Raw genomic sequence first — 13,986 nt, 5'->3', positions numbered from 1 at the left:
GATCAAAAAAATCCAGCAAAACAAGCTCAAGTCTTGCTACTTGTTACGATTGTTGCGTTTATTAATGGAACAATAAATGTTTCATGAGGAACTTTTCAAGAGTATTTTGCACTATTGTTTCAGTGTTTGTTCTGTTGGTGTGTCGAATGTGGAGTATTCGTACATAAAGTCACACTCTGGGCTGACATGCTGCGCTGCAGCGACTTTGCGCAATGGTGAAATGCATGTGTATCTGCATGGCCTGATTTACTTACAAGGGTGAACCGCATGAATCAATTTTCCAAGTCTTCCTCTTCCTCTCGCGCCGCGGCTGCCGCACTTGCGCTGGCTGCGGCCTGCGCTGGCGGCAATGTATGGGCCCAGGGCGCCGCGCGTGACATGCATAGACCTGCCAATGTGGTGCAGCTGTCGGCTCAGGGAACGGTGGAGGTCAAGCAGGACTGGATGACGGCGACGCTGTCGGCCAGCAAGGATGGCCGCGATGCCGCGTCCGTTCAGACCCAGCTGCAAAAGATCGTGGAGTCCGCCATGACCACGCTGCGTAACGATGCGCAAGGTCGGCAGATGGAGTTGAGCACCGGTAATTTCTCCATCTCGCCGCGTTATGGCAACAACGGCAAGATCGAAGGCTGGCAGGGTCAGGCAGAGATCGTGCTGCAGGGGCGCGACTTCGTGCGCATCACTCAGGCAGCGGCCAAGGTGCAGGACATGACGCTGGCCAGCATGAGCTTCGGCCTCTCGCGCGAAGCACGGGAAAAGGTGGAGGGCGAAGCCCAGGCCAAGGCGATCGAGAGCTTCCGCCAGCGTGCTGCGGCCATCTCCAAGAGCTTCGGTTTTGCGGGCTACAGTCTGCGCGAGGTCAATGTGAGCAGCAGCGGCGGCGGCGGGCATCCCATGCCTCGCCCGCGCATGATGAGCATGGCCAAGGCCAGCTATGCGGATGCCGCGCCCGTGCCGGTGGAGGCGGATCGCACCGAGGTGACGGTCAGCGTCGGTGGCTCGATTCAGATGCAGTGATCGGATTTGCGCGACGCATATAAAAAAGGAGCAGCTTGCGCTGCTCCTTTTTGATTTTCATCATGACTTGATGCTGAATATGTTTTCTGGAAAGCGCTAGATGCTATCTAATTGATAGGCGCATGCGCTGGAGCCAAGCGGCTTTTATTGTGCGGCCCAGCCGCCGTCCATATTCCATGCCACGCCGCGCACATTGTTGGCTGCGGCCGAGCAGAAGAAGACGGCCAACTCGCCCAGCTCTTCGGGTGTGGTGAACTGCATCGAAGGCTCTTTCTCTCCCAGCAGCTGCCTGGTGGCGTCTTCATTGCTGATGCCTTGGGCGGCAGCCTTCGCGTCCACCTGCTTTTGTACCAGCGGCGTCAGCACCCAGCCGGGGCAGATTGCGTTGCAGGTCACGCCGGTGGTGGCGTTTTCCAGCGCCGTCACCTTGGTCAGGCCGACGATGCCGTGCTTGGCGGCGACATAAGCCGATTTTTCGGCCGAGCCGACCAGCCCGTGTACCGAGGCCACATTGATGATGCGGCCCCAGTTGGCCTGCTGCATGGCGGGCAGGGCCAGGCGCGTGGTGTGGAAGGCGCTGCTCAGGTTGATGGCGAGGATGGCATCCCACTTCTCCACGGGGAAGTCCTGCACCTTGGCCACATGCTGAATGCCGGCGTTGTTGACCAGGATGTCGACGCGGCCGAATTCGGCGGCGGCGTATTTCATCATGGCTTCAATGTCGGCGGCCTTGCTCATGTCCGCTCCGTGGTAGCCGACTTCGATACCGGCTGCTTTGCCGGCATCAAGCACCTGGGTGCGTGGTGCTTCGACATCGCCAAAGCCGTTGAGCACGATATTGGCACCCTGGCGTGCCAGAGCGATTGCGATACCTAGGCCGATTCCGCTGGTCGATCCCGTCACGAGAGCGGTTTTGCCTTTCAACATGGACATACAAGGTCTCCGAATGAATTACGATGCGACGACAGCCATTATCGGCCCCGGTCTTGAAAACGCGTTCTCCATGAATCAACCTACGCTGAATTACGTATCGTGTCCCGGAGCCTCTGCAACGGCTCCCACCTGGGCCAGTGCTCAGCGCCGCCAACAGGTCGAGGCGCAGCCCGAGGGAACACACCGCATGGCGTACTGGGAATGGAACCATACCGGCAATCCAAGGCATTCTCATGTCATAGTCTGCGTGCACGGCCTCTCACGCCAGGGGCGAGACTTTGATGTGCTGGCAACCGAGCTCAGCCGCTTTGCCCGCGTGATCTGCCCCGATGTGGTGGGGCGCGGCGAAAGCGACTGGCTGGCCGACCCCATGGGTTATCAGCTGCCGCTGTATGCGGCCGATATGTTGGCGCTGCTGGCCCAGTTGCATGCTCAGGCGCCGATTGAAACCCTGGACTGGGTCGGTACCAGCATGGGGGGCTTGATCGGGATGGGGGTCGTGGGGCAGCCCGGTCTGCCGCTGCCGGTGCCTGTGCGGCGGCTGGTGCTCAACGACGTAGGGCCGGCGATTGAATGGGAGTCGCTGGAACGAATCGGCTCCTATGTCGGAAAAGGCTTGCAGTTTCCCAACTTTGAGAGCGCTGCTGCTGCCATGCGCTTGATTTCCGAGGGATTCGGCCCACATAGCGATGAGCAATGGAGCCGGCTCTCGCAAGCCATGATCAAGCCAGATGCCCAAGGGGGTGTGGTGCTGCATTACGACCCCCGTATTGCAATGCCCATGGCACAGATGACGCGCGAGACTGCTCAGGCCGGTGAGGCCTTGCTCTGGCAGCTTTACGACCAGATCAAGGCACAGGTATTGCTTATCCGAGGGGCCGAGTCCGATCTGCTTTCCAGCCGTACCGCCAAGGCCATGACCGAACGTGGCCCCAGGGCGCATTGCACGGAACTGCAGGGCGTGGGACATGCCCCGACGTTGGTAGTGCCGGGGCAAGTGGCGTTGATACAAAAGTTTTTACAAGGGGATAAGGGTTTGCCTGCGAACATCAGTCTTGCGCAGCAGGCCCAAGAGGAAGCTGCATGAAGACCAGCGATACCGTAACCACAGTCTCTGACGCCGCACCCAAGCTCACGGAGCCTACGCCACATCTGATTACCGCCACATCCGAGGTTTTGCCCGATCAAGTCAATGCGCTGGCGCGCGCCCGTGCCTTTGCAGAACCTCTGATTGCCGGCGAAGTCATGGAGACCGGTGAAAACACCCTGACCCACGCCGACGCCGTTGCCGCCATCCTCAAGAAAATCGGTGGCTCGGAAACCATGCAGGCGGCCATTTATCTGGTGCACGCCAGCGTGCACCTGAACAAGCCGCAGGAAGTGATTGCCAAGGCGTTTGGCGATAATTTTGCGACCCTGGCGGTCGAAACCATCAAACTCATCCGGGTGCAGCAGCAGGCGCGAGACGCCGAGCTGAGCAGCCAGCATGTCGATGGCGTGGCCACCCAGACCGAGAACGTGCGCAAGATGCTGCTGGGCTTTTCGCGCGATCTGCGCGTGGTGCTGCTGCGCCTGGCGTCGCGCCTGCAGACGCTGCGCTACTACGCGGCCGAGAAGAGCCCGGTTTCACCCAGCATCGCGCGCGAAGCGCTCTATGTCTTTGCGCCACTGGCCAACCGTCTGGGAATCTGGCAGATCAAATGGGAGCTCGAAGATCTGGCTTTCCGTTTTCTGGAGCCCGATACCTATCGCCAGATTGCGCGTCTGCTCGACGAAAAGCGGGTCGAGCGCGAAGCCTATATGGAGCAGATGCGTGCGAGGCTCGAGGCCGATTTGCGCGCCCACAGCATCAGCGCCTCGGTTCAGGGGCGTCCCAAGCATATCTACAGCATCGTCAAGAAAATGCGCGGCAAGTCGCTGAGCTTTGACCAGCTGTTCGATATCCGTGCCATGCGCGTCATCGTGCCTACGGTCAAGGACTGCTATGCAGCCCTGTCCTGGGTGCATGAGCAGTTCACGCCGCTGGAAAAGGAGTTCGACGACTACATCGCCAAACCCAAGCCCAACGGTTATCAGTCGCTGCACACGGTGGTGCGCGATGAAACCGGCCGCACCATAGAGATCCAGATCCGCACCCAGGCCATGCACGACCATGCCGAGCATGGCGTGGCCGCGCACTGGGCCTACAAGGAAGCTGGTACCAAGGGCTATGCGGGCGTGTCTGCGTCCAGCGAATATGACGCCAAGATCGCCGTGCTGCGCCAGTTGCTGGCCTGGGGTAGCGACCTGACGGGCTCGGCCCAGCGTGGTCTGTTTGAAGACCGCATCTATGTGCTGACTCCCGATGCGGCCGTGATCGAGCTGCCGCAAGGGGCCACGCCGGTGGACTTTGCCTACTCGGTGCACACCAGCCTGGGCCATCGTTGCCGTGGCGCGCGTGTGGACGGAGCCATGGTGCCGCTGAACACCGCTCTGGAAAGCGGCCAGACGGTAGAAATCAACACGGCCAAGGAAGACCGCCCCTCACGTGACTGGCTCAATGCCGAGCTGGGTTATCTGGTCAGCAACCGCGCCAAGGCCAAGGTGCGCGCCTGGTTCAATGCCCAGGCCACGCACGAAACCGTCTCGCGCGGGCGCGAGGCCGTTGAAAAGCTGCTGCAGCGCGAGGGCAAGACGGCGATCAAGCTTGAAGAGCTGGCTGCACAGCTGGGCTTCAAGTCTGCCGATGCACTGTTTGAAGTCGTGGGCAAGGACGAGTATTCACTGCGCAATATCGAAGTAGTGCTGCGCCCCAGTGAAGAAACGCCAGAGGAAGATGCATTCACGCCGGTGCGCAAGGCGCGCGGCCATGACTCTTCGCGCGGCGGGGTGCTGGTGGTGGGCGTCGATTCGCTCATGACCCAGCTCGCCAAATGCTGCAAGCCGGCTCCTCCGGACGAGATCGGCGGCTTTGTGACTCGTGGCAAAGGTGTGAGCGTGCACCGCTGCGATTGCTCCAATTTCCGCGAGATGATGGCCAAGAGCCCCGAACGTGTCATCGAAGTCGACTGGGGCACTCCCAAGCATGTCGACAAGGGTGGACCGGTTTACCCTGTGGACGTTGCGGTGGAGGCGGCCGACCGTCAAGGCTTGCTGCGCGATATCTCGGATGTGTTTGCACGCGAGAAGACCAATGTCATCGGGGTGCAGACACAGTCCGTCAAGGGGACGGCGTGGATGACGTTCACGGTGGAAGTGGCGGATTCGGGTCGCCTCAACAAGGTGCTAGGCATCGTCGCCAGTGTGTCCGGCGTTCGCTCGGCCAGAAGGCGCTGATGTAAGTCCCGATTGCGCCTGACAGTGCTCGATGACAAGAAAATGTTAGCTCTCAAAAAATGAGTGAAAAACCCGTGCTACAATTGCTTCATCGAACAGAACAACAGGCGCGTAGCTCAGCTGGTTAGAGCACCACCTTGACATGGTGGGGGTCGTTGGTTCGAGTCCAATCGCGCCTACCAAACGTGCAGACGAAACCAGAGTCTGCAGCAAAAAATGCCCGCTGAGAAGCGGGCATTTTTGTTTTGTCGGTACGAAGCCGTTAGTGGAGAACGTCATTCAAACAGACGTTTTGTCTCAACTGTCGGTTGATTTCTGCCTGTGTCCAGATCGCGCATCCCGACCACCGTCCAGAGCGGATTAGTGGTTCAGGATTGAGCAGCCCCTCGCAACATGGCTGCTCTTGACTCTGTCTTCCGATTCGTTGTCATCGCACATGACGGCGCAATGCCTTCCCGGAGGTGCCAATAACGCACGTTGTCTGCCTGGCTGCTTGCAGTCCAGGCACACTTGCTAGAAAGCCGGATTCAATTCCAGCAGCAAGTTCGAGGAGCCGGGGGGCACCGAGAACGACTGGCTGTAGATATCTCCAGCTTGTGGCATGGCTTGGCCGTCCAGCGACAGCCGCGCCTGCAAACGTAGCTCCGGGAATGACGACAGCGAAACTGCAGGATCGAGCAGGTTCTCCGGTCCCAGCGTGAAATGTGCCGGCAGGGAGGTCGCAGGCAGGCGCAGCACTGCCACAGGTCGGGGGTGACCGTCGGCGCGAGCCACGACAAAGACCTGAGCCTTGGCCAACCGGGCTGGTTCTGATGGATTGGCCTTGGAGGCTGCCCATCGCAATTCTCCGCTCAGGCGGCTTTTGGATGCGGCCGCAGTCCTGGCAGTGCTAGTCGAACTGTCTTCAGACGCCAAAGCCTCTAGCTTGAGCAGATCATCTTGCACTCGCAGTGCCATGTCCGATCCTGGCTCCAACTGGCGCAGCAGGGCTTGCCAGTTCTTTTGTGCCTCATCCAGCTTGCCGTGGCGCGCGGCGGCACTCCCTGCAAGTGCCAGGGCCTTGGGTTGATCGGGCTGCAACATCAGTGCCTGCTTTATGGCCTCGCCGGCTTCGCCATCCAGGCTACCGCCTTGGGCCGATGCCAGCGCGTCGGCCAGATCGGCCCATAACCTCGCCTGGACTTCCTCATCCATCGCGCTACGCCGCGCCTCCTGCAAAGCCCGCCGGTATGCCTGGGCCGCAGCGTCAAATCGCTCCAGAGTTTCATAGGAGCGGGCCAGCATTACCCAGCCAGGCAGGTTCTGGGGTTGCTCTTCAAGGCGCCGGGCCAGCCCGTCCACCATGGCCTGCACCTGTGTATCGCCCGCACCGTCTCCGTGCGCGTCGGGCTGCTCCTGCGCCAGTTGCGCTGCAGCCTTGGGGTCACCCACCTGCAGGTACAAAGCGAACGCGGCGACAGGGAGCAGCACCGCCAACAACAGCGCGCTGCCACGGCGCAGCCATGGACTTTGGCGCCAGGCAACCGATGCTCGGGGTCTGTCCAGTTCGTTGAGCAGACGCCGCTGAAGTTCTTCGACCGCTTGAGCATGGTCGGTCTCGCTCAGGCGCCCGCCTGAGCGCTCCAGCTTCAACTCGGCCAACTGGGCCTGGTAGAGGCGGCGCAGCGCTTCATCAGGATCGCTGGCGGGCAATGGGACCTCGGCCAGCAAAGGCGGCAGCAGTACCGCCAGGCTCAGCAGCATCAGGGCGATGGCACCCAGCCACAACCAGTGCATCGCAGTCATGAGCTCTCCTTCTTTGCGGCCGAGTCCAGCCACTGGCGCGCACGATCACGCTGCTCAGGGGTCAGCGGGACATCCGGCACGAGCCTGCGGCGCAGTGTTCTGCGCAACAGCACAAAGCCTCCCAACGCGGCCAGGAAGGGGCTGCTCCACAGCAGCCAGGTCGACGGCTTCCAGGGCGGGTTGTAGCGCACAAAAGCACCGTAGCGCTGCTCGAAGAAGGCGATCACTTGGCCGTTGCTTTGCCCCTGCTCGAGCTGATGGCGGATTTCCCGGCGCATGTCCTCGGCCATGGGCGCGCGCGATTCGGCCACGGTCTGGTTCTGGCAGACGACACAGCGCAGCTGAGCTGCCAGCGTCATTTCACGATCCAGCAGTTCCTGGTCTTGAGCGGTCTGCACTATCTGCCCGGCCTGGGCCAGCATTGCCATGCAGGCCAGCAGGGCCACTGTGCAGGCTGCGCCGGTGCTTCGCGGTTTCATTGGAGACTCCTGATGACCGGCAGCAGCCGATCGCGCCATATCTCGGCGGTTACCGGGCCTACATGGCGATAGCGCACGCGGCCCTGGCCGTCAATGACAAAGGTTTCCGGCACTCCCTGGATGCCGAAGTCCATGCCCACGCGGCCATCGCCGTCGATGGCTGAAGCTCGGTAGGGGTTGCCCGCCACCCGCAGCAGCGCGCGAGCCTTGTCCGGCTGATCCTTGTAGTTCAGGCCGTAGACGGCGACTGCGTCGCGCTTCGAGAGTTCGGCCAATACGGGCAGCTCCTGTCGGCAGGGTGCGCACCATGAGGCCCAGACATTTAGCAACCATGCCCGGCCTCGCAGGTCCTGCAGTTGGAGGATTTGCTGCGGGTCTTCGAGCAGAGGGCGGTCTATGGCTGGTGCGGGCTGTTCCAGAAGTGCCGAAGGCAGGGCCCGTGGGTCACGCTGCAGGCCAAGCCCGAGCATGATGGCCAAGCCTAAAAATATTGCCAGAGGCAGGACAAAGCGCATCAGGCAGCTCCTTGCAGGGCCGGAGCGCCAGACTGGCGGTGCGCTCGCTGCTTGGCCGTACGAAAACGCCGATCCATGAGGCTCAGACCAGCGCCCAGAGCCATCATCAGTGTGCCTATCCAGACCCAGTCCATGAAAGGCTTGACCTGCAGGCGCACGGTCCAGCGCAGGCCTTGATCGTCCAGTGGATCGCCCAGGGCCACGAAAACGTCGCGCGTCCAGCCGCTGTCAATGGCGGCCTGGCTTAGCGCCATGCCTTGAGCCCGATAAACTCGTTTCTCGGGAAACATGCTCCAGCTATCCCGCCCCGCTCGGCTGACGGTGAATTGGGCACGCTGCGCGTCATAGTTGGGGCCGGTGGCCGGGCCAAGGCTGTCGAAGCGGAAGCGGTAGCCACCCACCTCGGCAGTCTCACCCTGTGCCAGCGTGGTTTCGTGCCGGCTCTCCAGCCCGTCGGCCAGGCTTACCGCCAGCACGAACACGCCCGCACCGGCATGGGCCATCAGCATGCCCCACCAGCCCCAGGGCTGGCGCGACAGGCGCTGACCCAGATGGCCGATTTCCAGGCCTTGTCCCAGACGCTGCCAGATATGTGCCAGTGTGCTGAGCAGGCACCACAGGCCCAGGGCCAGGCCCAGCAAGGTGGCCGGGGAAAGGCGCACACCCATCCAGCCGCCTGCCAGTGCCAGCACTGCCGAGCAGACAAGGCTCAGCACAAGGGCTACGCGAAGGCGCCGCCACAGCTCGCCAACCAGGCTGCTCTTCCAGCGCGCCACCGTGCCCACGCCCATCAGTGCCAGTGCCGGCAGCACCAAGGGCAAAAAGACGGACTGGAAGTACGGCGGTCCCACGGAGATCTTCTCGCCGCTCAGCACATCGAGCGCCAGCGGGTACAGCGTGCCTATGAGCACCGCCAGCGCGGCGGCGGTGAAGAGCACGTTGTTGATCAGCAAAAAAGTTTCGCGCGAGAGCATGGCAAATTCCCCGGAGCCGCGGCCCAGCTCCGGTGCGCGCCAGGCGAACAGCCACAAAGAGGCACCCACAACGGCCACGATGAAGCACAGGATGAAGAGCCCCCGCCCTGGGTCCACGGCAAAGGCATGAACCGAGGTAAGCACGCCTGAGCGCACGAGAAAGGTACCCAGCAGGCTCAGTGAAAAGGCGCAGATGGCCAGCAGGGCGGACCAGCTGCGGAAGGCACCTCGCTGGTCGGTCACGATCAGCGAATGCAGCAGGGCCGTTCCCACCAGCCAGGGCATGAAAGAGGCGTTTTCCACCGGATCCCAGAACCACCAGCCTCCCCAGCCCAGCACGTAGTAAGCCCAGGCGCTGCCCAGCAGAATGCCCAGCGTCAGAAAGCCCCAGGCCGCCAGCGTCCAGGATCGCGACCAGCGCGCCCAGGCAGCCCCCAACTCGCCCGAGATCAGTGCCGCCAGCGCGAACGCAAAAGGCACGGCAAAGCCCACATAGCCCATGTACAGCAGCGGCGGATGCAGCACCATGCCGGGGTCTTGCAGCAAGGGATTGAGGTCCTTGCCTTCGGCCGCTGCGGGGATCAGGCGCGCAAACGGATTGGAGAGAAACAGCAGGAACAGCAGCAGGCCCACGCTGATCCAGCCCAGCACGGCGAGCACGCGCGCCACGAAGGCCGGCGGCAGGTCTCGGCTGCGCCAGGCCACCGCCAGGGTCCAGCCCGAGAGCATGAGCTGCCACAGCAGCATGGAGCCTTCATGCCCACCCCAGAAAGCTGCCAGCTTGTAGGCCATGGGCAAGTCGCTATGCGAGTTTGCCGCAACATACAGCACCGAGAAGTCTTCGCGCCAGAAGCACCAGAACAGGCTGGCCGAGGACAGCACGCACAGTACACATAGCAGCAAGGCCGCAGGCCGGGCCAGCTTTACCCAACTCGGCAGTCCCCAGTGGGCTCCGGCCAGTGGCAGCACCGCCAGCAGGACTGCCGTGACCAGGGCCAGTACCAGAGCGAACACACCGAGTTCAGCGATCATGTACGGCCTCCCCTGGTAGCGGTATGGGCACTGTCCTGGCCGGTTTCCTTGACAGTGTCATCCCCGGCAGATTTTTCTGCTGGCTTTCCGGCGGCGTTTTTCAAGGCATGGGCCGCTTCGGGCGGCATATAGTTCTCGTCGTGCTTGGCAAGCACCTCGGAGGCCTGGAAGGCTCCGTCCGCCTGCATACGGCCCGATACCACCACACCTTTGCCTTCGCGGAACAGGTCGGGCAGCAATCCCCGATACTGCACAGGCACACTGCGCACTTCATCGGTCACGGCAAAGCGCAGCAGCATTCCGTCACCGCTGCGCTGCAGCGAGCCTTGCTCCACCAGGCCCCCCAGGCGAAAGGCTGCACCACGCGGAACCTCGCCCGCGTGAACCTGGCTGGGGCTGTAGAAGAACATCACATTGGAGTTGAGTGCTCGCAGCACCAGCGTGACGGCCACGGCCACCAGCGCAAGTCCTGCCAACACCCACAGCAGGCGACGCTGGCGCGGCTTCATGGGTTCTCCCTGGTTGCGAGTCCGGATGAGGCTTCAGCCTTCAGTCGACGGCTGCGCACATAAATGCTGGCCAGCTCGATACACAGCGCCATCGCGCTTACACCGTAGGCCAGAGCAATGAAAAAAGCATGATCCTGCATTACATACTCTCCTCGCGGGCTCGCTCCAGAATCAGGCAGCGTGCCCGCACCAGGGCGACGGCCAGCGTATAGGCCCAGCAGGCCAGCGTCATCAGAAGCATGCCGGCCAGCATGGTGTGCGTCATGCTGGGAGCTGCATCCATGCGAATGCTTGCGCCCTGATGCAAGGTGCTCCACCACTGCACCGAGAAATAGATGATGGGAACATTGACCACGCCAGCCAGCAGCACGATGGCGCCGGCACCGTCGGCCCGACGCGAATCCTCTATGGCCGAGACCATGGCCATATAGCCCAGATACAGGAACAGCAGGATCAGCTCCGACGTCAGTCGGGCATCCCACACCCACCAGGCTCCCCAGGTCGGCTTGCCCCAGGCAGCCCCGGTCCACAAGGCGATGGCCGTGAACAACGCACCCGTAGGTGCCAGGGCCCTTGCCAGCAGGGGCGAAAGGCGGGTGCCGTAAATCAACCCCAGGGCGGCATGAACCGCAGCCACCAGATAGATGAACATGGACATCCAGGCTGCCGGCACATGCAAAAAGATGATGCGGTAGACCTCGCCTTGCTGATGATCCGTAGGTGCCAGACCAAATCCGACCCATAGACCCGCGGCGGCCAGCACGGCAGCCAGCACGGCCATCCAGGGCCAGACTCGACCCGCCCAGTGGTAAAAAACCGGGGGCGAGGTCAGTTGGCGCCATTTGCGGCCGCTGGACCCTGCTGCAGGCGTAGGTGATGCATTGGAAGTAAGGGAATTCATATCACTCCAGCGCGAGGCGCAAGGCCGCTGCTATAGCCCAGGGACCGGCCAGTAACGCCAGGCACAGGCAAGCACCCAGCAGATTGAGAGCAGGCGCTGCACTTAGCCCTTGCTGCGCCTGGGCCACGGCATGGCTGCCGAAGATCAGGATGGGCACGCTCAGCGGCAGCACCACCAGAGCCAGCAGCAATTGCCCCCGCACACCCAGTGTCAGTGCCGCGCCCAGAGCCGCCAGCAGGCACAGGCTGGGCGTTCCCAGGGCCAGCGATGCCAGCAGAACGCCGACCACCGCTTGATCCAGGCCATACTGCCAGCCCAGCAAGGGAGCCACCAGCAACAACGGCAACACGCCCAACAACCAGTGTGCGGCCACCTTGAGGCCCACCAGCAGCGAAAGGGGCGCCGGAGCCAGCAACCACTGCTCCAGCGACCCGTCGGCCATGTCGCTCTCGAACAGCCGGTGCTGCCCCAGCAGCACGGCCAGCAAGGCTGCGACCCACACAATGCCCGGCGCAATCTGCCTCAGCAAGGCCGCATCCGGCCCCAAAGCCAAGGGGAAAAGGCTGCCCACCAGCACGAAGAAGAACAGCCCGCCCAAGGCATCGGAAGGCCTTCTAGCGGCCAACTTCAACTCTCTTGCACACACAGCTATCAGCAAACAGCCACCTGCTCATTCATTGCCGTCGTGATCACGGAGCGGGATAAATCCAGCACCGACACCCGGGGCGTCGGCAGCACCAGGTTGCGGTGCGAAGCCACCATGGCCATTCCTCCGGAGGCCAGATGCTGCTCCAGTGCCTCGCCCAGATATTGTTCGCCTTGGACATCCAGGCAGTTGTCGGGTTCGTCCAGCAACCACAGCGGACGCTCACACAGCAAAACACGGGCCAGCCCCAAACGCCGACGCTGCCCCTGGGACAGGCGGCCAAAAGGCCGTGCGACGACTTCCGTCAAAGACAAGGCCTTCAAAACGGCTTGCACGCGTGCTTCATTCCAGCTCACCGCCATCAGGTCCAGCGCAAAGCGCAGATTCTCCATCCCTGTCAAGGCGTCGCTCATTCCTGCCTGATGTCCCATATAGGCCAGTTGCCGCTGGTAGGCCGGATCCTGGGGGGACAGCGTATCGCCGCACCACTGGAGGCTTCCAGTGCGCCATGGCAGAAGGCCGGCCAGACAACGCAGCAGGCTGCTCTTGCCCGCGCCGTTATGACCTCTGAGCATCAGCAGCTGACCGCCACCGAGTTCCAAGCCCTGATCGCGCAGCACCACCCGGCCGCCGCGTATACAACCCAGGCCGGATATACAAAGCAATCTGGAAGCAGCCGTGCCCAAGCCATTCATCCCGCTACTGCACCGACGCAACCGAAGCCTCAGCTGGCCCCGGCACTTTCTGACCTGGCGTGTCGCTGGGGCCCTGTCCGGGAGGTATGTGAGGCAGCTTATGGGCAATGCCCTTGTGGCAGTCGATACAGGTTTTTTCCTTGCTGGCCAAATAGGTGCTGTGCATGTTCTGTGCACGCAAACTCTGCCGTGTCATATCCATGGAGTCGTAGTTATGGCAGTTGCGGCACTCCAGCGAATCGTTGGCCTTGAAGCGAGCCCATTCGTGCTGTGCCAACTCCAGCCGCTTGGCTTCGAACTTTTCAGGCGTGTCGATCGTGCCGAAGATCTTGCCCCACACTTCCTTGGAGGCCTGCATCTTGCGAGCGATCTTGTCGGTCCAGTCGTGCGGCACGTGACAGTTGGAGCACACGGCGCGTACGCCCGAGCGGTTGGTGTAGTGGATCGTGCTCTTGAGCTCGGCAAACACGTTGTCCCGCATCTCATGACAACCCGTGCAGAATTTCTCCGTATTGGTCAGCTCCATGGCGGTATTGAACGCGCCCCAGAAGAGAATGCCGCCGATGAAGCCGCCGATCGTCAGAAAGCCCAGGCTGAAATGTACGCTGGGGCGGCGGATCACCGCCCAGTAGCGCTTGAGAAGTGTCAACATAGATGAGCCTCGTGCGCCGCAGCGTCAGTTTTTCTTGGATGCCTTGCCCGACTGGGACTGCAGGGCCTTCAGAATCACGGTATCCACGTCTTCGAAGGTGTTGCTGACCAGAGGGCGGACGGCATCCTGGGCCACATGGCATTGCTGGCAGAAGTAGCGCCGCGTGGATACCTGCCCCAACATGCGCCCGTCGCGATCCATGTAGTGCGTGACCGATACCGGCACGGCCTGCGAGATCTCGGCCTTGGTTCGCGAGTGGCAGTCCATGCATTTGTTGAAGTTCTTGTCGACCTGATAGCCGTCCACGCGATGGGGAATCGTGGGAGGTTGCCAGGTGTAGTTGCGCGTGCGGCGCACGTCATCGTTGACGGCATTGCCAAGCACTGGTGGCTTGGTCGCCTGCATGATGGGCGTAGGGCCGCGCGCCGAGTCATAAAAGGTATCCGCGATAGCGGCTGGCGTCCAGGCCATACTTATATTGAGCATGAGCAGCATGCCCACAAGACGGACGAATTTGCGGACGAAGTTCATGG

15 protein-coding genes and 1 tRNA gene are annotated in these 13,986 nt (G+C 62.0%); 4 read left to right on the top strand and 12 right to left on the bottom strand.

Going from position 1 to position 13,986, the window contains the following annotated elements:
• Nucleotides 1–267: 267 nt before the first annotated feature.
• The gene (locus FSY45_RS01645; RefSeq protein WP_046461959.1) at nucleotides 268–1,017 is read left to right on the top strand and encodes an SIMPL domain-containing protein; all 750 of its coding nucleotides are present in this window, start codon (nucleotides 268–270) and stop codon (nucleotides 1,015–1,017) included.
• 144 nt (nucleotides 1,018–1,161) lie between these two features.
• On the opposite strand, the gene FSY45_RS01640 is transcribed toward FSY45_RS01645, so the two are convergent.
• A complete protein-coding gene (locus tag FSY45_RS01640) occupies nucleotides 1,162–1,944 on the bottom strand; it encodes a 3-hydroxybutyrate dehydrogenase (RefSeq protein ID WP_003070279.1) in 783 nt (260 codons plus the stop codon).
• Between the two features lie 76 nt (nucleotides 1,945–2,020).
• Here FSY45_RS01640 and FSY45_RS01635 point away from each other — a divergent pair, with 76 nt between their 5' ends.
• The 3 genes from FSY45_RS01635 (at nucleotide 2,021) to FSY45_RS01625 (ending at nucleotide 5,447) form a co-directional block, all read left to right on the top strand.
• A complete protein-coding gene (locus tag FSY45_RS01635; RefSeq protein WP_187427516.1) occupies nucleotides 2,021–3,037 on the top strand; it encodes an alpha/beta fold hydrolase in 1,017 nt (338 codons plus the stop codon).
• Complete coding sequence (locus FSY45_RS01630; protein WP_003070275.1) at nucleotides 3,034–5,265, top strand: bifunctional (p)ppGpp synthetase/guanosine-3',5'-bis(diphosphate) 3'-pyrophosphohydrolase; 2,232 nt, start codon at nucleotides 3,034–3,036, stop codon at nucleotides 5,263–5,265. The genes FSY45_RS01635 and FSY45_RS01630 overlap by 4 nt, the downstream gene beginning before the upstream one ends.
• Before the next feature lie 105 nt (nucleotides 5,266–5,370).
• Nucleotides 5,371–5,447 (top strand) — tRNA-Val (locus FSY45_RS01625).
• Between the two features lie 331 nt (nucleotides 5,448–5,778).
• Here FSY45_RS01625 and ccmI read toward each other — a convergent pair.
• Genes ccmI through FSY45_RS01570 form a run of 11 tightly spaced genes read right to left on the bottom strand, consistent with a single transcriptional unit; the run spans nucleotide 5,779 to nucleotide 13,984 of the window.
• Nucleotides 5,779–7,050, bottom strand: coding sequence for a c-type cytochrome biogenesis protein CcmI (ccmI, locus tag FSY45_RS01620; protein WP_046462805.1), 1,272 nt, complete (start codon nucleotides 7,048–7,050; stop codon nucleotides 5,779–5,781).
• Nucleotides 7,047–7,529, bottom strand: a complete 483-nt coding sequence (locus FSY45_RS01615) for a cytochrome c-type biogenesis protein (protein ID WP_046462804.1) — start codon at nucleotides 7,527–7,529, stop codon at nucleotides 7,047–7,049. The genes ccmI and FSY45_RS01615 overlap by 4 nt, the downstream gene beginning before the upstream one ends.
• Complete coding sequence (locus FSY45_RS01610) at nucleotides 7,526–8,044, bottom strand: DsbE family thiol:disulfide interchange protein (protein WP_046462803.1); 519 nt, start codon at nucleotides 8,042–8,044, stop codon at nucleotides 7,526–7,528. Before FSY45_RS01610 ends, FSY45_RS01615 begins: the two co-directional genes overlap by 4 nt.
• On the bottom strand, nucleotides 8,044–10,050 hold the full coding sequence (locus FSY45_RS01605) for a heme lyase CcmF/NrfE family subunit (protein ID WP_046462802.1): 2,007 nt from the start codon (nucleotides 10,048–10,050) through the stop codon (nucleotides 8,044–8,046). Before FSY45_RS01605 ends, FSY45_RS01610 begins: the two co-directional genes overlap by 1 nt.
• On the bottom strand, nucleotides 10,047–10,559 hold the full coding sequence (ccmE, locus tag FSY45_RS01600; protein WP_046462801.1) for a cytochrome c maturation protein CcmE: 513 nt from the start codon (nucleotides 10,557–10,559) through the stop codon (nucleotides 10,047–10,049). Before ccmE ends, FSY45_RS01605 begins: the two co-directional genes overlap by 4 nt.
• Nucleotides 10,556–10,699, bottom strand: a complete 144-nt coding sequence (gene ccmD / locus FSY45_RS01595; RefSeq protein ID WP_046462800.1) for a heme exporter protein CcmD — start codon at nucleotides 10,697–10,699, stop codon at nucleotides 10,556–10,558. Before ccmD ends, ccmE begins: the two co-directional genes overlap by 4 nt.
• A complete protein-coding gene (gene ccmC / locus FSY45_RS01590; protein WP_187427515.1) occupies nucleotides 10,699–11,460 on the bottom strand; it encodes a heme ABC transporter permease CcmC in 762 nt (253 codons plus the stop codon). The genes ccmD and ccmC overlap by 1 nt, the downstream gene beginning before the upstream one ends.
• 1 nt (nucleotide 11,461) lies before the next feature.
• Nucleotides 11,462–12,058, bottom strand: coding sequence for a heme exporter protein CcmB (gene ccmB, locus FSY45_RS01585; protein ID WP_003070163.1), 597 nt, complete (start codon nucleotides 12,056–12,058; stop codon nucleotides 11,462–11,464).
• A gap of 53 nt (nucleotides 12,059–12,111) precedes the next feature.
• Nucleotides 12,112–12,801: a heme ABC exporter ATP-binding protein CcmA gene (gene ccmA, locus FSY45_RS01580; RefSeq protein ID WP_046462799.1), complete on the bottom strand. Its 690-nt coding sequence runs from the start codon at nucleotides 12,799–12,801 to the stop codon at nucleotides 12,112–12,114.
• A gap of 4 nt (nucleotides 12,802–12,805) precedes the next feature.
• The gene (locus FSY45_RS01575) at nucleotides 12,806–13,453 is read right to left on the bottom strand and encodes a cytochrome c3 family protein (RefSeq protein WP_003070157.1); all 648 of its coding nucleotides are present in this window, start codon (nucleotides 13,451–13,453) and stop codon (nucleotides 12,806–12,808) included.
• A gap of 24 nt (nucleotides 13,454–13,477) precedes the next feature.
• Nucleotides 13,478–13,984, bottom strand: coding sequence for a nitrate reductase cytochrome c-type subunit (locus FSY45_RS01570; RefSeq protein ID WP_046462798.1), 507 nt, complete (start codon nucleotides 13,982–13,984; stop codon nucleotides 13,478–13,480).
• Nucleotides 13,985–13,986: the final 2 nt, after the last annotated feature.

Source organism: Comamonas sp. Z1, assembly GCF_008121555.1.
Lineage (GTDB): Bacteria > Pseudomonadota > Gammaproteobacteria > Burkholderiales > Burkholderiaceae_C > Comamonas > Comamonas thiooxydans.
Note: the sequence above shows the minus strand (reverse complement) of the source record. Positions and strands in the feature narration are given on the sequence as shown.